Here is a 21,130-nt window from a genome sequence, read left to right on the forward strand (position 1 = left end):
GACATTCTCACAAAAATGGTTTCATCTGAAATCATTTCAATGTGAATGATAACCGTTATCATCTGGCCGGGAGGGCGGGTCAAAAGTTCAGGGCTTTCGCCCCAAAGGACCGCCGCCTAGCTTTTTTTCACATCGCCGCAGGTTAGAAAACTTTTTTGTGGGTTCCCCCATGTATCGATTAATAGGAGTTTTCGATTATGCCAGGACCGTCGAAAACCCCGTCACATCTGCAACTGGTAAGGGGTAACCCATCGAAACGGCCAGTCAATAAAAATGAGCCGAAACCCCCTTCAGGGGTACCCCTGACTCCGAAGCATTTTGATAAGCAGGGTAAGTACTGGTTTAAGCGGATGGCTGAGGAGCTGGACGCCTGCGGAGTGATTACCCAGCTTGACGGAAAAGCGCTGGAATTGCTGGTCGAGGCTTATACAGAATACCGGCATCACTGCGACACGCTGGAAATCGAAGGTTATACCTATCGCGTGAAAACGCAGAATGAGGATGTTCTGGTTAAGGCCCATCCGGCAGCAGCAATGAAGGCGGATGCGTGGAAGCGCATCAGGGCTATGCTCGGCGAGTTTGGTATGACGCCAGCTACCCGAAGCAAAATCAATACCGGTGGCGCTGATGAGGTTGATCCACTGGCCGAATTTCTTAAAGCGAGAGACTGATGGCAAAGGTTGCTGATGGGATACGCTACGCCGAAAGGGTGATGGCGGGGGAGATTGTTGCCGGGAAATACGTGAAACAGGCCTGTGACCGATTTCTCAGCGATCTGAAAACCGGTGAAGAGCGAAACATCTTCTTCAGTGAAAGCCGCGCTCAGCACATCCTCAATTTTTATAAGTTTGTGCCGCATGTGAAAGGCGATCTGGCGGGTAAGCCGATTGATCTGATGGACTGGCATATCTTCATACTGATTAACATCTTTGGGTTTGTTATCCCGCTGGTAAATGAGCAGACGGGCCAGCAGGTGATGAACGAAAAGAACCGGCCAGTAATGGTGAGGCGCTTTCGTACTGCCTATAACGAGGTCGCCCGTAAAAATGCGAAATCAACCGTTTCGTCGGGGATTGGCCTCTATATGGTGGGCGCGGACGGTGAGGGAGGCGCAGAGGTTTATTCAGCGGCCACGACCCGCGATCAGGCGCGTATCGTTTTCAACGATGCAGTAAACATGATCAAGCAGTCAAAAGCGGCGCTCGGCAGGCTGATGGACTTCAACAAAATGGCCATCTTCCAGGAGCGAACCGCTTCGAAGTTTGAGCCGCTTTCCAGCGACGCGAACAACCTTGACGGCCTGAATATTCACTGTGCCATTGTGGATGAGCTTCATGCGCACCGGACCCGTGCCGTGTGGGATGTGCTGGAAACGGCAACCGGCGCGCGCTCACAACCGCTGCTGTTTGCCATCACAACGGCAGGATTTAACAAAGAGGGTATCTGTTACGACACCCGCGACTACGCCACAAAAGTGCTGGGTGGTCAGGTGGATGACGATTCCTTTTTCGCCATCATTTACACGCTGGATGAAGATGACGATCCCTTTGATGAATCGGTCTGGCAGAAGGCCAATCCCGGCCTCGGCGTTTGTAAGCGCTGGGACGATATGCGCCGCCTGGCGAAAAAGGCAAAAGAACAGGTTTCGGCGCGTAACAACTTCCTGACCAAACACCTGAACATCTGGGTGACGGCTGAATCCTCCTGGATGGATATGCTGAAGTGGGAAGCCTGCCCGTCACTTGCGCCGGTGCATGAGCTGAAAACCTACCCGATGTGGGTTGGCGTTGACCTTGCCAATAAAATCGACATCTGCGCCGCAGTTAAAGTATGGCGTGCGCCGGACTCTCATGTGCATGCTGATTTTAAGTTCTGGCTCCCGGAAGGGCGACTTGAGCGCTGTTCCCGCCAGATGGCGGAGCTTTACCGCAACTGGAGTGAAACCGGCGTGCTAACGCTGACAGATGGTGACGTTGTCGATCATGCTGTCATCAAGGAAGACCTGATCGCCTGGCTGAGCGGTGAAAACCTGCGCGAAGTCGGATTTGACCCGTGGGGTGCAGTTCAGTTCAGCCTGTCAATGATTGAAGAGGGTATCCCGATGGTTGAGGTAGCCCAGACTGTCAGGAATCTGTCAGAAGCCATGAAAGAGACGGAGGCGCTGACCTTTGCCGGGAAAATTCACCACGATAATCATCCGGTAATGAACTGGATGATGAGCAACGTCACCGCAAAAATGGACAAAAACGACAACGTTTTTCCCAATAAATCAACGCCAGAAGCCAAGATCGATGGTCCGGTTGCGATGTTTACCGGACTGAGCCGCCTGATCCTGAACGGCGGGGAAGATAAGCAGGACCTGAGCGGCTTCTTCGATAACCCGATAATGGTAGGTTTCTGATGAAAGAAAAAAAGCAGCCTGGCAGGGTGAAATCAGCCCTGCTTAACTGGCTCGGGGTTCCCATCAGCCTGACGACGGGGACATTCTGGGAGGAATGGTTCGGCACCAGCAGCAGCGGCCAGGTGGTAACGGCAGATAAAGCCATGCGTCTGTCAGCGGTATGGGCCTGCGTCCGTCTGTTGAGTGAATCTGTCTCCACGCTGCCGCTGAAAATTTACACCCGACAGCCGGATGGATCGAGAAAACCGGCACTGAATCATCCGGCTTATGCTGTGCTGTGCCGTCGCCCGAATCTGGAAATGACGCCGTCCCGCTTTATGCTGATGATTGTTGCCAGTATCTGCCTGCGCGGTAATGCTTTTGTTGAAAAAAAGTTCGTGGGAAGCAAGCTTGTCTCGCTTATTCCACTGCTGCCGCAAAATATGGTGGTGAAACGGCTGGATAACGGAAGCCTTGAGTACACTTATACGGAAAGCAAGACGAAGCGGGTTATTGCAGTAAAAAACATGATGCATATTCGCGGCTTCGGTCTCGATGGGGTGTGCGGCATGATGCCGATGATGGCGGGGCGTGATGTTATCGGTTCTGCGCTCTCCGTTGAGCAGTCAGCCGCGAAAATCTTTGAAAATGGCATCCAGAGTTCCGGTTTTTTGTCGGCAGATCAGGCTCTCAATGATGAACAGCGTGAGCGACTGAGAAAATATATGCAGGCGTTCACCAGTTCAAAGAATGCCGGAAAAATCATGGTTCTTGAAGGCGGGCTGAAGTATCAGAACGTCACCATGAACCCTGAAGCAGCGCAGATGCTTGAGAGTCGCTCCTTCAGCATTGAAGAAATCTGCCGATGGTTTCGTGTGCCCCCGTTCATGGTCGGGCACACCGAGAAACAAAGCAGCTGGGCGTCAAGCCTGGAGGGAATGAATCTCCAGTTTCTGACTCATACACTGCGCCCGCTTCTGGTTAACATTGAGCAGGAGATAGCACGGTGTTTGCTGGATAGCGATGATGATGTTTTTGCTGAATTCTCGGTTGAGGGACTGCTTCGTGCCGATAGTGCTGGCCGTGCCGCCTACTACACCAGTGCATTACAGAATGGCTGGATGTCACGCAATGATGTCCGGCGTCTTGAAAATCTGCCGCCGATTGAAGGGGGTGAGATTTATACGGTTCAGGTCAATCTGACGCCGCTTGAGCAACTTGGCACGGATAATATCGGTGCTCAGGCCAGCAATATTATGAAACTGCACGCTTTCCTCTTCCCGGACATCCCACCGGAACAGTCACCGCTTAAACGGGCGGCTTAGGAGACCCAATGACGAAGTTGAAAAACCTTCCGGCAGCGCCGGAGGGGCGACCTTTTGCGTCCGGAAAACGTGATTTGCCCGCCGCAGCGATTGAGCGCTGGGATGGCAGTATCCGCGCTGCTGCGCAATCAGGTGAAAACACGATCACCATTTTTGATGTCATCGGCGAGGACTGGTGGGGTGATGGTGTGAGTGCAAACCGTATTGCCGGTGCGCTGCGATCACTGAATGGTGAAGATGTCACCGTACAGATTAATTCGCCTGGCGGTGACATGTTTGAAGGCCTGGCAATTTATAACCTCCTGCGCGAATACAGTGGAACGGTGACAGTAAAAATCCTCGGCCTTGCCGCCTCCGCAGCATCCGTCATCGCGATGGCCGGTGATGAAATTCAGATTGGCCGCGGTGCTTTCCTGATGATCCATAACGCGTGGATTGTTGCCGCTGGCAACCGGAATGATTTTCGTGAGTATGCCGATTATCTGGAGCCATTCGATAAAGCGATGGCCGATATCTACGCGGCCCGTTCGGGCATGTCAGCGGATGATATTCAGTCATTAATGGATAAAGAGTCGTTTATCGGCGGCAGCGATTCGATTACCAAAGGGCTGGCTGACTCCCTGCTTTCTTCTGACGAAATTACCAGTGATGACGAAAGCCCGTCAGCCGCTATCCGCAAAATTGATGCATTTCTGGCAAAGGGCGGCATGCCGCGCTCTGAACGCCGGAAGCACCTGAAAGCTTTAGGGGGTATGCCGGGCGCTACCCCTGAAGAGAACGACAAGCCGGGCGCTGTCGATGAAATAAACCCTGAAGCACTTATCTCCCTCAAATCTGCGCTGGCTTCGCTCGGCGAATAAGGAAAAAACATGTCTGAAGTAAATGAACTCTTAACGAAAGTCTCCGCCAAGCTTGATAAAGTCTCCGCTGAATTCAGTGAAAAAGCTGAAAAAGCGCTGAACGAAGCAAAAGCCTCCGGCCAGCTTTCGACGGATACCAAAGCTGCGGTGGATAAAATCGCCACCGAGCACAACGTGCTGAACGAAGCCCTGAAATCTTTGAAGGCTTCCGTTGGCGATCTGGAGCAGCACGTTGCCAGCATGCCACTGAATGCAGCAAAAGACGTTGTCCAGACGGTTGGTCAGCAGCTGGTTTCGGCTGAAGCGATGAAAGATATCCGCTCCAGCATGGAAGGCGGTAAGCGTATCAGCGTCCCGGTGAAAGCCGCATTGACCACCGTCGATGTTCCGGGCCAGATTGTGCCGCCGACCCGCCTGCCTGGCATTGACCAGACGCCGAAACAGCGTCTGTTTATTCGTGACCTGATCGCGCCTGGGCGCACTCAGTCCAACACGATTTACTACGTGAAACAGACCGGTTTCACCAATAACGCCAGCGTTGTGCCGGAAAATACCACCAAGCCGTACAGCGAAATCGCATTTGCGGAAGAAACTACGCCGGTGCGCACCATCGCGCACATGTTCAAAGCATCCAAACAGATTCTGGATGATTTTGCACAGCTCCAGTCAACCGTAGAGGCAGAAATGAATTACGGCCTGAAGTATGTCGAAGAGCAGGAAATTCTGTTCGGTGACGGCACAGGCGCGCATCTGAAAGGGATTATTCCCCAGGCAACTGCCTTTAACCCGGCTTTTGCCGTGGAAAAGCAGAGCGGGATTGATGTATTACGTCTGGCTATGTTGCAGGCACAGCTGGCGCGATTCCCGGCGTCCGGTCACGTCCTGCACTTCACCGACTGGGCGCGTATTGAGCTGACCAAAGATGAGCTGGGCCGTTATATCCTGGCAAATCCGGCGCAACTGACCACGCCTACTCTCTGGGGTCTGCCAGTAGTCGCAACGGAGGCTGCTCAGTTCCTTGGGAAGTTTCTGACCGGCGCATTCAACTCCGGCGCTCAGCTGTTTGACCGCGAAGACGCCAACGTGGTGATTTCCACTGAGAACGCCGACGACTTTGAGAAAAATATGATCTCAATCCGCTGTGAAGAGCGCCTTGCTCTTGCTGTGTATCGTCCTGAGGCGTTCGTATGGGGTGATCTCGTTGCCTCCGGCAGCTAAACGGTAATCAGCGGCCTCCGGGCCGCTGTTTCTTTAACTGGTATCGGTAATGACGATGATTGATTTAAACACGGTTAAAGAGCATTGCCGCATTGATGCAGATTTTGCGGGTGATGATTCACTTCTTGAGATTTATACAGGTGCGGCAAAACGTTACGTTGAAACATGGACACGAAGAAAACTGTATGAAACCAGCAGTGACGAGGGTTTCACGGAAGATGAAGATCATCTTCTGCTGGATGATGACATCAGAATAGCCATGCTGCTGATGATTAGCCACTGGTATGAAAACCGTGAGATCAGTGTTACCGGCACTATTTCTACTCTGCCGCTGGCAGTCGATGTGTTGCTTCAGTCGCACCGGATTTACGGTGTGTAAGGATCGGATATGCGAGCTGGTGGGCTAAGAGACCGCATCACACTGCAAAACTTCATACCTGTGCGCCTGCCATCGGGTCAGGTACAGAGCCAGTGGGTAGATGTGAAAAGTGGAATCTATGCAGAAATTAAGGCTATCAGTGGTCGGGAACTGATGACGGCGGGAGCCGAAAAAGCCGAAGCCACCATTCGTATCTGGATGCGCTACCGGCCTGATGTGGTTTCTTCGTCACGGATTATCTGCGAATCAGGACCCTTTAAAGGTCAAACGCTGGAAATCAGCGGCCCGCCAATTCCTGACGATCAGATGACTCAACTGGAAATTCTCTGTACGCAGGGGGTAAAGACGTGATCGACACGAAACTGGATTTTTCCGGCCTGCTGGATTTGAGCGATGATCTTATGGCGCTCAGCAAAGCCGAAAACCGCAAGGTAATGCGTGATGCCACCCGCGCCGCCGCCACTGTCTTCAAAGATGAGGTGGTGAAGCGTGCGCCGGTCCGGACGGGTAAGCTGAAGAAAAACATTGTCGTGATGACCCAGCGGGACCGTGACGGGAATATTGCTTCCGGTGTCCACATTCGCGGAACCAATCCCCGTACCGGCAACAGCGATAACAGGCTGAAGACCAACGACTCACGCAACGCGTTTTACTGGCGTTTCGTCGAGCTTGGCACCTCAAAACAGCCCGCCGTGCCATTTGTCCGGCCTGCGTATGACGCCAGACAGGAAGAGGCGGCAAAAGTCGCCTTTGCCCGTGCTAACCAGGCGATTGATGAGATTCTGACAAAATGACAGAAGCGCAAATCTATTCTCTCATTGGCGGCCTGGCGGGTGGTCAGGTTTATCCCTATGTGGTGCCGCTTAACCCGCAGGGTGACCCGTCTGTTTCGCCGCCGTGGGCAGTGTTCACTGTAGTGAGTGAAGTCTTTGGCGACACGCTATGCGGACCGGCCGAGGAAACCGGCACACTTCAGGTGGATGTGTACGCGCTGACGACTGACGAGGCGCGGAACATCCGGGAACAAATTGCTGCCGCACTGGCACCGCTGCAATTCACCCAGCTTAACAAAACCAACGGTTATGAAACGGACACCGGTTTATACCGGGCCACGCTGGAGATACAGAGCCAGCAGTAACCAACCCACTCAATAACGACCGGCGAAAGCCGGTTTTTTTATGCCCGGAGAAAAGCATGTCCAGCAAATTTGAAAAAACGCAGGGGATGACCGTTGGCGTGTCATCCGCACCCGTAACGGTGGATGAATTCAACGCCAGCACCTTTCCTGATGCCATTACGTTTCTGGAGGCGCAATGCGCAACCAAAGAAGTCACCTATACGGGCGGTCAGAAAAGTGACATTGACGTGACCACGCTTTGCTCGACTGAGCAGGAGCAGACCAACGGTCTTGCTGCCCCGGCAGAAATGGCGCTGACCCGTAACTGGGTAGGCGATGAGGAAGCCCGGCAGGCATTACAGACAGCTTACGATAACGACGAGCTGCGCGTTCTGAAGGTCGTGTTTGCGTCAGGTAACGGCTATTACGCGCTGATTGAAGTTCGTCAGAGTTCATGGTCTGCCACCACGTCATCTGTGGTTGCCGCCACCTACTCACTGCGCGTGCGTGGTAAGCCGAAACCTATTGTTGTGTCAGGTTCATAAGCGGCTCAGGCCGCTTTTCCCCCATTAACCTTTCCCCATCAGAGATTATGAAATGCCGAAAACCGCACAACCTAAAGTATCACCGCTTTCACTTCGCGCTCTGGCGCTTGCTCCATCGTCAGGGTTTCGCACCAAAGTCATCACCGTACCGGAATGGGACGGCGTGAAGATCATGCTGCGCGAGCCATCCGGTGAAGCCTGGGCGAAATTCCGTGAAATCGTGACCCCGCCCGAACCGGCTGAAGGTCAGGAGCCGCAGAAGCTGACCATGCAGGAAGAGTTCATCCGCAACAAAAAAGCGGATGTCGTGATGTTTATCGATGTCCTGCTGGATGAAGCCGGTAACCGCGTCTTCAGCACTGAAGATGAAGATACTGTTTCAGAAATTTATGGCCCGGTCCATTCCCGCCTGCTGTCTCAGGCGCTGAATCTCGGCATGTCTCAGGAAGTTGCAGAGGCAAAGTAAAAGAGCCGCTGACTTTCTTCCTGATGTCGCTGGCGCTCCGGCTGGGGCGCACCCTCCATGAACTCCGCGAAACCCTGACCGCCAGTGAGCTGAAAATGTGGCTGGCGTTTGATCGCATCAGCCCGATTGGCGACTGGCGCGGGGATATCCAGGCCGCTCAGCTTTCTACCGCCATCCTGAATGCTCAGGGCGGCAAGGCGACGATTTCTGAAATGGTTCTGAAATGGGGAGCGGCAGAAGAAGAGGAAGAAATCAGCGGCCTTGAAGAGTGGATGTCCGGTCTTTAATTCCCGCGCCAGCGGGCTTTTAACGGGTGATACATGGCAACGCTGCGCGAACTGATTATCAAAATTTCCGCGAATTCCAGTTCATTTCAGACGGAAATTGCCCGTGCATCACGTATGGGCGCGGATTATTACAAAACAATGGAGCAGGGCGGCAAAAAGGCCGCTGCTGCTGCACAGAACACCCGGCAGGCTGTAGCCGAACTGAATTCCCAGCTGGCGACCGTCCAGTCAACCGCAACAGGGCTGGCCGGTGTGATGGCGGGCGCGTTCGCGACGCATCAGCTGATTGAGTACGCCGACACCTGGAATCAGCTGAATGGCCGTCTGCGTCTGGCCTCAACCTCTGCGGATGACTATGTCACGTCACAGCGCACGCTGATGGAAATCAGCCAGCGCACGGGCACGTCGCTGGAGGCTAACTCCAACCTTTACAGCCGCATCGCTCAGTCTCTGCGGTCGATGGGGTTTGCATCGTCTGACGTGGCAAAAGTGACGGAGACGGTTGCTACTTCGCTGAAACTCTCCGGTGCCAGTACAGAAGAAGCCAGTTCTGTTATCACCCAGCTGAGTCAGGCATTAGGCTCCGGCGTTCTGCGCGGTGAGGAATTCAACGCCATCATGGAAAACGGCCAGCGCCTGGCGAAACTGCTGGCTGACGGCCTCGGCGTAACGGTCGGTGGCCTCCGTAATATGGCGAATAACGGGGAACTGACGACCAATAAAATTGTGCCGCTGCTGACTAACGTTCAGGTGCTGCGCAAAGAATTTGAAACCCTGCCTGCATCCATCAGTGGATCGGCGCAGAAGGTTCAAAACGCCTTTATGGCGTGGGTGGGTGGTGCCAATGATGCTGTCGGGGCGTCTTCTTCTCTCTCCGGCATTCTCGACAGCCTGGCGAAAAACATCGATACGGTTGCCGACACTGCCGGGGTGCTGGTGGGCGTGGGGCTGGCGCGCTATTTCGGCAATATGGTCGGCAATGTTGCGCAGTCAACGGCGGCAGTGGTGTCCAACACCGCCGCTGAAGTGGCACTGGCACAGGCACAGGTCCGGGGCACACAAATAAGTGTGGCCGCAGCGCGTCAGACGCTTTACCGGGCACAGCAGGCGAAAGCCGCTGCGATATCGATTGAGGCGCAGATAGCCGCCGAGCGCAGTCTGGCGGCGGCACAGACCGGGCTGAATAACGCCATCGCTGGCCGTTCCTCAGCTATGACCAATCTGACCAATACCGCCTCGGTGATGTCCCGCCTGGGTAGTGGCGTGCTCGGCATTCTCGGCGGCTGGCCCGGTGTCATCATCGGGGCCGGTGCGGCGATGTATGGCCTGTATCAGAATACCCAGCAGGTGCACAAAGAGGCGGTTGGTTTTGCAAATAATCTCGATGAGATTAACGGCAAGCTACAGCAGATGTCAGTGCTGGGTCTGAAATCCACCGCAGCGGATGCCCGGACATCATTACAGGCGCAGCAGAAAGACCTCAACGATCTCGATGCGCAGATTCTGAAGGTGAAAGACAGCCTCTCCGCGCTCGACCAGATTCAGCAGGATTACAACAAACACCCCACGCTGACCTATATCAACACGTTCATGGATCAGGCCGATATCACAGCCAAAAACGTTGAACTGACGGATAAGCTGAACAAGCTGGAGTATCAGCGGGAAGATGCAGCGGCAAAAGTCGAGGCAACGCAAAAACTGGTGAACGACGCCAGCGATCTGGCCGCGCAGAAAGCCGTGGAGCAGGCCGGAGCCGTTTCAATCCTGAAAGGTGCCTATGACCTGCTTAATCGCTCCATGTCTGCGACCGCAGGCGCAACGCCGCCGCAGTATCAGGGGCCGGTAGTCTCCACGGCTAACGCAACACCCCAGCAGCAGACGGCGCTGGAGAAAGCCCGCCGCGATAATGAGCTTGCCAGTCTTGACGGACTGGAAAAACTTCATCGGCAGTACCAGTACGAAGCGGACGATCTGAAGCTGACCGGCGCGCTGTACACGACCTACGTGTACAACAAGGATCAGGCCGCTAAAAAGGATGCTGCCGCTGCGCAGGCCAAAAAGGACGGCACAGCAGCAACCAATGCGCAGAACAAAGCAGAGCGTGAAGCGGCTACGGTTGCCGAAAACTACGCCCGCAAAATGGCCGACCTGAGCGTTGCCATTGAGGTGCAGAAGGTTCGCGCCACGGAAGGTGAGAAGGCGGCTGATCTCTATGCTGCGGCGCATCAGGCCGGGACTAAGTGGACGGAAGAACAGCGCAAAGCTATCCGGGACTCCTCAACAGAGCTGGCAACCTGGACGCAGCGCGCTGAAGAGAACGTGAAAAAACAGCGTGACCAGACTGAAGCGCTGAAGGATTTGACTGACGCGGCCCGGAAATACCGGGATGAAGCGGCGCAGACAACCGACACCGCAGGGTTGAGCGACCGCCAGCGCAACCGCTATGACGAAACGCAGCAGGTAGAACGCGTATTCGACAAAACGGATAAAGGCGCAGCGGCCATCGCAGCACGGCAACAGGCGCTGGATGCGCTTGAGAAGAAATATCAGGCTATTGCCGCGACAGAATCCAGCTGGCTTAACGGCGTATCGAAAGGCTATGAAAACTGGCTTGAAAGTGCCAGCAACGTTTCAGGTACTGTTGCCAGCGGTATGACATCCACAATGGACAGTGCACTCGACAACATGGCTGCTGGTCTGGCAGGAAGTAAAGCCGACTGGCGAAGCTGGGGTCTGTCTGTTTTGCAGATGATCGAAAAAGTTGCTTTGCAGATGGCGGCAGTCAGCGCAGCGAGCGGCATCGCCAGTATTTTTGGCACCACGCTTACAAGTATCGGGGGCGCGGCTTTTGGTTCGGTCAGTGCTGGCGCGGCAAGTGGCTCCGTGGGCGCAATGGGAATGCCAACCAGCTATACCGGGTATCTGGCTTACAATGGCGGCTACATCCCTGAATTTGATGTTGGTGGCTATACCGGTGATGGTGGTAAATACCAGCCGAAAGGGATTGTGCACGGCGGTGAGTTTGTTTTCACCAAAGAAGCGACCTCGCGTATTGGTGTGTCAAATCTCTACGACATGATGCGTGGTTATGCGGATGGCGGCTACGTTGGCGGTACGGTCCCGTATTCATCCGGGGTCAATCGCGCAACCGGCAGCGGCAATATTAATGTGCAGGTGGATGCACCAGTCAGTATCACACAGGGCGCAGACAGTGGCGGTGTGAGCAATGCTAATACCTCCGCCGCCTCCAAGCAGCTGAAAGCGATGATTCAGCAAACGATAAACGAGTGGGCAAGACAGGCAATGTCGCCGGGCGGCATTATGTACCGGACCACTTAACCCCATCAGACCCGCTTCGGCGGGTTTTCTTTTTGGTGAATAAATGGCAACGGATATTTTCAGCTGGTGCGTCAGGATCGGAGCCGAAGAAGAGGTCACAGTCGCGACGCTTCAGGCCCAGTTCGGGGATGGCTATAAGCAGGTGGCCGGTGTGGGGATTAATCAGGATGCTGAGTCCTGGAATCTATCATGCAACGGCAAAATTGCTGACATGGCAACGCTTCGTGCTTTTCTTAAGTCTCACGTCACCGCGTCTTTCTGGTGGGTAAATCCCTGGGGAGAAAAGAAACTTTACCGGGTGAAAAGCGATTCCATAAAGCCGAGTTTTCAGAACGGAATTATTGCGGATATTGCTTTTACCTTTGAACAGGCATTCCAGTAACAGGGCGCTACGGCGTCCTTTTTTATGGGCGGAATATGAGTTTTACAGCAGATGTTCAGCAGCTGGAGCCGGGTAGCCTCGTTCAGCTGATCGAGATTGACGGCACCGCGTTTGGCATGCCCGATGTGCTGAGATTCCACGCTCACAACATCGCGGAGGCTGACTGGAGCGCGTTTGCCGAGGGACTTCCGGCCATTATCTGGCAGGGCAACCAGTACGACCCGTACCCCTATGAATTACAGGGCGTAGAACTGTCCAGCACCGGCTCACAGCCGACGCCAACGCTTTCTGTGGGCAACGTGGGCAACTACGTTACTTCGCTGTGCCTTCAGTTTGATGACATGGTGAAAGCGAAGGTAAAAATCCACACCACGCTGGCAAAGTATCTGGATGCGGCAAACTGGACCGGAGGCAATGCCAGCGCCAGCCCGACCGATGAGCGGGTGCAGGTGTTTTACGTCAATTCGAAGAAAAGCGAGACGCGGACACAGGTCGATTTTGAGCTGTGCTCGCCCTTTGATGTTCAAAGCCTGCAACTCCCCTCCAGGCAGATTACGCCGGTGTGCACCTGGTGCATGCGGGGCTGGTATCGCACCGGCACCGGCTGCGATTACAACGGCACAAATTATTTTCTGAAAGACGGCACTCCAACGGCTGATCCCTCCCTTGATGTCTGCGGCGGGCGGCTCAGTGACTGCCAGCTGCGTTTCGGTTCTGAAAACCCGATGCCGTTTGGCGGCTTCCCGGCTGCAAACCTCCAGAGCAAATAATCATGCGTGAAAAAATTATGAACGCTATACGTGAGCACGTCGCAGCTGAATACCCGAATGAGGCATGCGGGGTGATCATTCAGGCCGGGCAGTCACAGGAGTACATCCGCTGCCGGAATATTGCTCCAAAACCGACCGATGATTTCATCATGCACCCGGAGGACTTTATTGCGGCAGAGGACCGCGGCGAAGTTCTGATGGTCATCCACTCACACCCCGATGTGGTACAGCTTATTCCGACTGAACTTGACCGGATTAATTGTGACAAGTCCTGCGTGGAGTGGGGGATCATGTCGTGGCCGGATGGTGATTTCTGCACCATTTCACCGCGTGGCGACCGGGAGTTAGCCGGGCGGCGCTGGGTGCTGGGGCATGCCGATTGCTGGTCACTGGTCCGTGAATATTTCCGGCTGGAACACGGTATTACGCTGGGTAACTGGTCCGTTGATTACGAGTGGTGGGTGGATGGTAAAGAAAACCGCTACGACGACAACTGGCAGGGCGAAGGTTTCACGGAAGTCGATGCAGCCGCCATGCAGCCCGGCGACGTAATCATGATGCGGGTACAGGCCCCCGTCACCAACCATGCTGCCGTTTATCTCGGCAATAACATCATCCTCCATCACGCCTTTGGCAATCTGTCTGCACGCATCCCTTACGGTAAATATTACCGTGACCGCACCGTGCGGATAGTCAGGCATAAGGAATTATTCAGTGCTTAAAAAAATGACCCTCTCCGGTGGCCTGGCGAAAAAGTTCGGTAAGGTGCATCAGTTCCACGTAGCCGATCTGAAAGAAATGATCCGCGCCATGTGCTCACAGGTGCCTGGTTTCAAAAAATACCTGTCTAATGCACACCTCAGCGGGGTGAGTTTTGCTTTCTACAGCGGCGGTAAGAATATCAGCCTGGAAGAATTCGATATGTCTTCGGGCGCAACTGAGTACCGCATGGTTCAGGTTATCAAAGGCAGCAAGCAGGTCGGCGTGCTCCAGATTGTGATCGGCGCGGTGGCACTGGTGTCCGCCTATTTTACCGCTGGTGGCACGCTGGCACTGTGGGGTTCTGCACTCGGAACCGCAACAGCGACAGGAGTTGCAACCACGATGCTCACCGGGATGGGGATCAGCATGATGCTGGGCGGCGTGATGAGCATGCTGACGCCTCAGCCCAACTTTAATGTCGGCTCCTCATCCAGTGCGGACAATAAGCCTAACTATGCCTTTGGCTCCCCCGTTAATACGGTTGCAATGGGGTATCCCGTCCCGGTCCTTTATGGCGAACGGGAAATTGGCGGTGCCATTATCAGCGCGGGTATCTACTCCAGCGATCAGCAGTAACCATTCAGAATTCCAGCAAGCCACCTCCGGGTGGCTTTTTTTATGGGTGAAATATGCGACTTCTTGACGGTGCATTAATTCAGGGCAGCAAAGCGGGAAGCAGCAGCGCCCATACGCCGGTAGAAGAACCGGATGACCTGTTATCGGTCGCGAAAATTAAAATGCTGCTGGCGATTGCTGAGGGGGAAATACAGGGCGAACTGACCGCGCAAAATATTTTCCTGAATGATACCCAGCTGGCAAACGAGGACGGCACCTACAACTTTACCGGCGTGGTGTGGGATTACCGCAACGGCACGCAGGACCAGACCTACATTCAGGGCATGCCGGAAATCAATAACGAGTCTTCTGTGGGCGTTGAAGTCACAACAACTTCACCCTGGACCCGGCAGTTTACCGATCTGACGCTGGACGCTGTGCGCGTAAAACTGAGCCTGCCTTTGCAGTATCTGTACAAAGATAACGGTGACATGGTGGGCACCGTCACGCAGTACGCTATCGATCTCTCTACCGATGGCGCAGCCTGGGTAAACGTGGTTAACGGCAGCTTTGACGGCAAAACCACATCGGAGTATCAGCGCGATCACCGCATTAATCTTCCAGCGGCCACAACCGGCTGGTCTGTCCGTGTCCGCCGTATTACTGCTGACTCGACCTCAACGAAGCTGATTAACGCCTTCAAAGTCTTCTCTTTCGCGGAAGTCATCGACAGCAAGTTACGCTACCCGAATACCGCATTACTTTACATCGAGCTGGATTCTAGCCAGTTCAACGGCAGCGCACCGAAAATCACCTGTAAACCGAAAGGTAAGCTGGTTCGCGTCCCGACAACGTACGACCCTGTCACCCGGACCTATAGCGGCACCTGGACGGGTGATTTTAAACTGGCCTGGACGGATAACCCTGCGTGGGTGTTTTACGATCTGGTGCTGGATGAGATTTACGGCATGGGTAGCCGTGTTGACGCCACCATGATTGACAAGTGGCAGCTGTACACCATTGCGCAGTATTGCGATGAGATGGTATCAGACGGCGCTGGCGGCGCGGAGCCGCGTTTTACCTGCAACGTATACATCCAGAGCCAGGAAGATGCGTACACGGTTCTGAAGGACATTGCGGCGATATTTCGCGGGATTACCTTCTGGGGTAACGACCAGATTTACGTGAAAGCGGACGTACCACAGGACGATGTGGATTATGTTTACCACGTCTCAAACGTGATTGACGGCCTGTTTACGTATGCGGGTGGCTCTTATAAGAATCGTTACACCTCCTGCCAGGTGTCATGGTCTGACCCGCAGAATCATTACTCCGACGCGATTGAAGGCGTTTATGAGCCTGACCTTGTTCAGCGCTACGGTGTTAATCAGACCCAGCTGACGGCCATTGGCTGCACCTCGCAGAGTGAAGCGCACCGGCGCGGGCGCTATGTGATCCTGTCGAACGCGAAGGACGGGACCACAACATTTGGCGTTGGGCTGGATGGTTACATCCCGCTGCCGGCTGAAATCATTGGCGTGGCCGATCCATTCCGTGCGGGCAAACAGAACGGTGGCCGCATCAAATCGGTTAATGGTCTGAATATCGAGCTTGACCGGGAAGCGGATTATGCCGCAGGTGATCGTCTGGCGCTGAATCTGCCGGACGGCACGGCGCAGACCCGCACCATTGCGTCAGTCAGCGCCGATAAGAAAATGGTCACGGTCAGTACTGCATTCAGGGTGACGCCAGAAGCAGGGGCGGTGTGGGCCATCGACAGTGATAATCTGGCGATTCAGTATTTCCGCGTGACCTCGATTGCGTCGAACGATGACGGCACATTTACGATTGCTGCTGTCCAGCATGACCCGAACAAATACCGCTACATTGATGACGGCGTGAAAATCGATCCGGCACCGATCACCGTGACGCCACCAGGCGTAATGACTGCGCCACAGAATATCACCATCACCCAGGTGGATTACGTCGAGCAGGGGCTTAACGTTGCCTGCATGCAGGTGACATGGGATGCAGTTATCAGCGCCATCAGCTATACGGCGCAGTGGCGCAAGGATAACGGCGACTGGGTTAACGTGGGCCAGCAAAGCGCGAAGGGCTTCAGTATTTCCGGGATTTATGCGGGCGTTTATGACATGCGCGTGCGTGCCGTGAATGCGGTCGATGTGTCGTCACCGTGGGGTTTTGCGCAGTCAACCACGCTGACGGGCAAGGTAGGTAAGCCCGGCACGCCGGTCAGTCTGCTGGCCTCAGATGATGTTGTGTGGGCTATCGATATTCAGTGGGGCTTCCCGGAAGGCTCCGGCGACACCGCCTACACCGAATTGCAGGTAGCCACCACGGCAGACGGGCAGAACCCGCTGTTTCTGGCTTATGTGCCATATCCGGGCGTCAGCTATCAGCATGGTCCCATGCCCGCAGGCGTGCGCCGCTGGTATCGGGCGCGGCTGGTGGACCGGATCGGGAACGTAGGCGACTGGACGGAGTTTGTAACCGGCGCAAGCAGTGTTGATGCGACGGCGTTGCTGGGAGACATCACCGAGCAGGTATTACAGACCGATGCCGGTAAGCAACTGGTATCGAAAGTGGATACCAACATTGAAGGCATGCTCCAGAATGCCCTGGACGGTGATGCCACAGTTGATCATCAGTTCCAGCTGTACGGACAAAACCGCGCTGACATCCTGACGGTTAAGCAGACGATTGCAACCAACGACCAGGCCTATGCTCAGAAGTTTGAGCAGGTGCAGGCCAGCATCGATACAAACACTGCCGCTGTGCAGCAGACATCAACGGCGCTGGCTGACACCAACGGGAAGCTCTCCGCGCAGTATTCTGTCAAGGTTGCGGTGGACAGCAACGGACGCCAGTACGCTGCCGGGATGGGGATTGGCGTTGAGAATTCACCGTCAGGCATGCAGACACAGGTGTTGTTTCTGGCTGACAGGTTTGCAGTGATGAGCCAGGTAGGAGCGACCCCGAAAACCTTCTTCGCAATTCAGAATGGACAAACCATCATCGACACCACTTTCATCGGTGACGGAACCATTACTAATGCGATGATCGGGGCTTACATCCAGTCAACCAATTATGTTGCGGGCATTTCAGGCTGGCGGTTGGGGAAAGATGGAACGTTTGAACGTAATGCAGCAAATGGTTCCGGACGTGTAATTGATACAGGGGTACTGAGGCAAGTTTACGATGCAAATGGCACGCTGCGTATCAGGGACGGACTTTGGTAAGGAGGTTATATGCCCTGCGGACTACAATGCTGGGATGCAACGGGTAAATTGATAGTCGATATTGGTGATTACAATACGCGATATCTTGGAAGGACCACCGTCACTATTCCCGCCAATTCAAATACTGCCTCCGGTTCTTTTAGCGGTATGACTGATACAGGCTCATTTGTCGTTGTTGTCTCAGCATCAAGTACATCTTACTTTACTCCTGCCAATTTCGCTGCGCGGGCCTATAACGGTGGCTTTCGTGTATTTAAACTCTCTTCATACACCGCTGCCGTTACACTCACACTGGATATGTATGCATTCTTATGAGTGGATATCAGTTATTTAATTCTTTGGGTGCTCTTGTAATCGATTCTGACTATAAAGGAACCTATTATAAAGACACGATTACTTATACCGGATTAACCGATATTGGATATTATAATATTTCCTGCCAGCTAGGTAACTCGACTGACATGGGGCATGTAACAAACAGTGTTACTCTTGATGATCATCTCAGATGGTTCAAGCCGAATAACAATGCAAAAATGTTCTTTACTGGGCCGGACTGGATGACAGCTAATGCCGGTTCAATGGCTCGAACGCGCAGCGACATGCCAGTCGAAAGCGGGTATAGGGATGTTTTTAATGCGTCTGGAGAATTGATATGGTCTGCGGTAATGGCAGCGAAAATTCCACGTATTTTAGGATTTTTCGATATACCCGCTAATTTTGATCTTGATAATACTGTGTATTCTCAGAACATCGGAACGAATGTCTGGCTTCTTGTCAGTTCGGTTCCGGGTGGCAATATATCTGATGATGGTGCTGTTACTGGCTTTTCTGGTCCCTTCTTTAGATTCACCAATGGAACATTGCAATGCCAGTGGGTAAACCAGAATCAGCTGACATGGGCGAATACCCTTAAGCCATATGGTCTGCGTATTCCCTATGGAATTCTTTCAAACCTTTCGTGAAAGAATTAGATCTTTAAGATCAATTTAATGAATTGAAACTGAGCGCGATTGCCGCTTTCATACCTCAAAGTCTGGAGGGTATATGCGCATAATAAGTTTTTTGTTTTTAACAGTGTTCTCAACAGTGGCATTTGCTAACAATATCATCACTTACCCAAAGCGCGCGGAAAACCTGCGCATCGGTGGTGAAGTTAATGTGCTTTATGATGTAGACGCTCAAGGGAAAACTGAAAATATCAGAATAGTCAGCATGAAACCGAAGTATGTGTTTAATCGCGCAGTGGAGACTCAGATCGCACGATGGAGGTATCCAGTAGGACATGCAGAAACGGACATACCACTAAAAGTCATATTTAAGTCGAACTGACAAAACCAAATCAATGAAACCCGGCCACTGCGCCGGTTTTTTTATGCCCGGAGAAAATATATGCCAGCAGGCACTATTACCCTGACCAACAATTCCGCTACGGCAACAGGCAACGGAACAGCATTCGCAGCTGAACTAAAGGCGAATGATTTTGTGGTGGCTGTTGTCGGTGGCGTGACTTATACGCTGGGCGTTAAGTCCGTTGAATCTGCTACCAGTCTGACGTTGATTAATGCCTATGGTGGCCCGACAACATCGGGTTTGGCCTGGACGGCTGTACCTAATGCAGCGCTGGTGGGTATTACTGCTCAGGTGGCCGCTGACGTAGCAAAAGCGATTCGTGGCCTGAATCTGGATAAAGCCAACTGGCAACAGATTTATACCGGCACAGGCAACGTTACCGTTACCCTGCCAGACGGCACTTCATACACAGGGCCAGCATGGAACGGGATTACGACTTCGCTCGCAGGCAAAGCAGCCAAAGGCGCTAATAATGACATTACATCGCTAACAGGGCTAACCACAGCCCTTAGTGTTGCGCAAGGAGGTACAGGAGCTACAACAGCGTCCGCTGCCTGGGCAGCATTATTAAATGGGCGCACAGTTGCTACTGCCAAAAACGACCTGGGGATTGGAACGGCACAGGTTCCATATTTTTCATCTATCGAACTTTCTAGTGCAACCCCATTTATTGATTTCCACTACGGAAGTGGCGCAACCGACTATAACGTCAGGTTAATAAATAGTTCAAATAACTTGCTACAATGCTCCGGGGTATTTGATGCTATTCAAGGAACTGCATCAAGGGCGGGGTTAAACGGTGCAATAGATTCTAACGTTCCTTTTTTCTTTTACTGGAACTATGTACCAACAGCAACGGGGTTATATGGTTTTGTGGGAAATACCGGGTTAGGTAATATAAACTTCACCCAAGTTTCAGACAAGATGTTCAAAACAGACCCTGTATACGCGCAGAATAATGATGATGTTCTGGATCAGGTCATGGCATGGAAGGTCGCCAGCTTCAGATATAAAGCACGTGGCATTATCCCAGAGAGTGATGAAAAATTAGGATTCATCGCTAACGATATGGTTAAGGTTAGCCCCGAGTGCGTAAAAGGCGAAGGATTGCCGGATGATTACGATATTGAGGCTGACCCTAACAACACTGGCTATTACACTTTGGACCAGATTGCAATTATCGCCAAACTGACTCAGGCCATTCAGGCCCAGCATCAGATGATCACCAGCCAGGGCGAGGCAGTGGCATCTTTGCAGAAGCATATCGCTGCGCTGGAGGGGACTGGGTCATAAAAAAGCCCGTGCTACGGCTCCCGAACAGCACGGGCAAAAGCTTGCAGATAAACTCACCTCGCGGCATATATAAAGACATGCCGCCTTATCAGTTTATGCATCAGTGATAATGTACGCAAAAAAATGCCTGCTGAGTGTGCAGGCTTAAAAACTCCAATAGGGAAAAATCTCATCGCACTACAATTGCTGTGTGCAGTGCATCTCTATAATAGCGACAGTGAAACATTTGTACACATTCACACCGATGATAAAATTTTGTCGATTTGATTGATTTTTGTTAGGTATAGTCCGAAAAGAAACCCGGGCAGTGGGATAAGTTTGCCCGGGCGAAAGGTGTATCATGAACAATGTTAAGTTTAACTTGAGATGCTGATTATGCGAGCGTAGCGGCAACAGCTTAACGGTTTGAATTAATCACCCGTGAAACCAATCGTCTGCCGATTCCCAGGCATCCTGTAGCACCTTTGAGACTATTTCTCTGTCGCCTTCCTTATCTTTCGCCCGCAAAAGTGACAGCCCGTCATTACTGGCGGTCTTAACCACCACGCTCACATCATCATAACTGCGACTCAGGCGTTTAGTGAGTTCCTCCCTAAGCGCCTCCATTGCACCCTTCGGCATTTTCCCTGCTTTCTCTTTAGCCACCATCACTTCGACTATCATATTTCCCCCGGGTAACTGTATCGATATCCACTATCAAGATGGATACTGGTTGCATGAACAGTTATTTTATATACTGTGAATTCATACAGTTCAATAAGCGCAAGTGAAAGTCATAAGTTCTCCATTCGTAACCTGATGTGCAATATGAAAAAATAACTGTAAGTTCAAAATGTTAACTG

At 53.0% G+C, this 21,130-nt stretch carries 22 protein-coding genes; 21 read left to right on the forward strand and 1 reads right to left on the reverse strand.

What is annotated here, in order from left to right; all coding sequences use genetic code 11:
* Window positions 1–197 precede the first annotated feature (197 nt).
* From CUN67_RS08935 to CUN67_RS09035, 21 genes are all read left to right on the forward strand, one after another.
* Complete coding sequence (locus tag CUN67_RS08935) at window positions 198–671, forward strand: phage terminase small subunit P27 family (RefSeq protein ID WP_208714934.1); 474 nt, start codon at window positions 198–200, stop codon at window positions 669–671.
* Complete coding sequence (locus CUN67_RS08940) at window positions 671–2,401, forward strand: terminase large subunit (RefSeq protein ID WP_208714935.1); 1,731 nt, start codon at window positions 671–673, stop codon at window positions 2,399–2,401. The genes CUN67_RS08935 and CUN67_RS08940 overlap by 1 nt, the downstream gene beginning before the upstream one ends.
* Window positions 2,401–3,705, forward strand: coding sequence for a phage portal protein (locus tag CUN67_RS08945; protein ID WP_208714936.1), 1,305 nt, complete (start codon window positions 2,401–2,403; stop codon window positions 3,703–3,705). The genes CUN67_RS08940 and CUN67_RS08945 overlap by 1 nt, the downstream gene beginning before the upstream one ends.
* Before the next feature lie 8 nt (window positions 3,706–3,713).
* On the forward strand, window positions 3,714–4,565 hold the full coding sequence (locus CUN67_RS08950) for a head maturation protease, ClpP-related (RefSeq protein WP_208714937.1): 852 nt from the start codon (window positions 3,714–3,716) through the stop codon (window positions 4,563–4,565).
* A 9-nt stretch (window positions 4,566–4,574) separates the two neighbouring features.
* Window positions 4,575–5,783 carry a phage major capsid protein gene (locus CUN67_RS08955; RefSeq protein WP_208714938.1) on the forward strand — a complete coding sequence of 403 codons (1,209 nt, stop codon included), beginning with the start codon at window positions 4,575–4,577 and terminating at the stop codon, window positions 5,781–5,783.
* A gap of 55 nt (window positions 5,784–5,838) precedes the next feature.
* The gene (locus CUN67_RS08960) at window positions 5,839–6,162 is read left to right on the forward strand and encodes a head-tail connector protein (RefSeq protein WP_208717130.1); all 324 of its coding nucleotides are present in this window, start codon (window positions 5,839–5,841) and stop codon (window positions 6,160–6,162) included.
* 9 nt (window positions 6,163–6,171) lie between these two features.
* On the forward strand, window positions 6,172–6,513 hold the full coding sequence (locus CUN67_RS08965) for a phage head closure protein (protein WP_208714939.1): 342 nt from the start codon (window positions 6,172–6,174) through the stop codon (window positions 6,511–6,513).
* Window positions 6,510–6,956 (forward strand): HK97-gp10 family putative phage morphogenesis protein, encoded by a 447-nt coding sequence (locus CUN67_RS08970; protein WP_208714940.1) that lies wholly within the window; start codon window positions 6,510–6,512, stop codon window positions 6,954–6,956. Before CUN67_RS08965 ends, CUN67_RS08970 begins: the two co-directional genes overlap by 4 nt.
* A complete protein-coding gene (locus tag CUN67_RS08975) occupies window positions 6,953–7,300 on the forward strand; it encodes a DUF3168 domain-containing protein (RefSeq protein WP_208714941.1) in 348 nt (115 codons plus the stop codon). The genes CUN67_RS08970 and CUN67_RS08975 overlap by 4 nt, the downstream gene beginning before the upstream one ends.
* A gap of 56 nt (window positions 7,301–7,356) precedes the next feature.
* On the forward strand, window positions 7,357–7,824 hold the full coding sequence (locus CUN67_RS08980; protein WP_208714942.1) for a phage tail tube protein: 468 nt from the start codon (window positions 7,357–7,359) through the stop codon (window positions 7,822–7,824).
* A gap of 52 nt (window positions 7,825–7,876) precedes the next feature.
* Window positions 7,877–8,290: a phage tail assembly chaperone gene (locus tag CUN67_RS08985; RefSeq protein ID WP_208714943.1), complete on the forward strand. Its 414-nt coding sequence runs from the start codon at window positions 7,877–7,879 to the stop codon at window positions 8,288–8,290.
* Window positions 8,291–8,313: 23 nt separating this feature from the next.
* A complete protein-coding gene (locus CUN67_RS08990) occupies window positions 8,314–8,577 on the forward strand; it encodes a phage tail assembly protein T (protein ID WP_208714944.1) in 264 nt (87 codons plus the stop codon).
* Between the two features lie 33 nt (window positions 8,578–8,610).
* Window positions 8,611–11,916: a phage tail tape measure protein gene (locus tag CUN67_RS08995; protein WP_208714945.1), complete on the forward strand. Its 3,306-nt coding sequence runs from the start codon at window positions 8,611–8,613 to the stop codon at window positions 11,914–11,916.
* A gap of 43 nt (window positions 11,917–11,959) precedes the next feature.
* Window positions 11,960–12,298 carry a phage tail protein gene (locus tag CUN67_RS09000; RefSeq protein ID WP_208714946.1) on the forward strand — a complete coding sequence of 113 codons (339 nt, stop codon included), beginning with the start codon at window positions 11,960–11,962 and terminating at the stop codon, window positions 12,296–12,298.
* 35 nt (window positions 12,299–12,333) lie between these two features.
* Window positions 12,334–13,068 (forward strand): phage minor tail protein L, encoded by a 735-nt coding sequence (locus CUN67_RS09005; RefSeq protein WP_208714947.1) that lies wholly within the window; start codon window positions 12,334–12,336, stop codon window positions 13,066–13,068.
* Window positions 13,069–13,070: 2 nt separating this feature from the next.
* Window positions 13,071–13,790 carry a C40 family peptidase gene (locus tag CUN67_RS09010; protein WP_208714948.1) on the forward strand — a complete coding sequence of 240 codons (720 nt, stop codon included), beginning with the start codon at window positions 13,071–13,073 and terminating at the stop codon, window positions 13,788–13,790.
* Window positions 13,783–14,406, forward strand: coding sequence for a tail assembly protein (locus CUN67_RS09015; protein WP_208714949.1), 624 nt, complete (start codon window positions 13,783–13,785; stop codon window positions 14,404–14,406). Before CUN67_RS09010 ends, CUN67_RS09015 begins: the two co-directional genes overlap by 8 nt.
* A gap of 53 nt (window positions 14,407–14,459) precedes the next feature.
* Window positions 14,460–17,645 carry a host specificity protein J gene (locus CUN67_RS09020; protein ID WP_208714950.1) on the forward strand — a complete coding sequence of 1,062 codons (3,186 nt, stop codon included), beginning with the start codon at window positions 14,460–14,462 and terminating at the stop codon, window positions 17,643–17,645.
* 311 nt (window positions 17,646–17,956) lie between these two features.
* Entirely contained in the window at window positions 17,957–18,607 is a 651-nt protein-coding gene (locus CUN67_RS09025; protein WP_208714951.1) for a hypothetical protein, read from the forward strand.
* A gap of 82 nt (window positions 18,608–18,689) precedes the next feature.
* Window positions 18,690–18,974 carry a TonB family protein gene (locus CUN67_RS09030; protein WP_208714952.1) on the forward strand — a complete coding sequence of 95 codons (285 nt, stop codon included), beginning with the start codon at window positions 18,690–18,692 and terminating at the stop codon, window positions 18,972–18,974.
* A gap of 60 nt (window positions 18,975–19,034) precedes the next feature.
* Entirely contained in the window at window positions 19,035–20,288 is a 1,254-nt protein-coding gene (locus tag CUN67_RS09035) for a tail fiber domain-containing protein (RefSeq protein ID WP_208714953.1), read from the forward strand.
* A 414-nt stretch (window positions 20,289–20,702) separates the two neighbouring features.
* Here CUN67_RS09035 and CUN67_RS09040 read toward each other — a convergent pair whose 3' ends face one another.
* A complete protein-coding gene (locus CUN67_RS09040; protein WP_208714954.1) occupies window positions 20,703–20,951 on the reverse strand; it encodes a DinI-like family protein in 249 nt (82 codons plus the stop codon).
* Window positions 20,952–21,130 lie beyond the last annotated feature (179 nt).

This window comes from Pantoea cypripedii (assembly GCF_011395035.1).
GTDB lineage: Bacteria > Pseudomonadota > Gammaproteobacteria > Enterobacterales > Enterobacteriaceae > Pantoea > Pantoea cypripedii_A.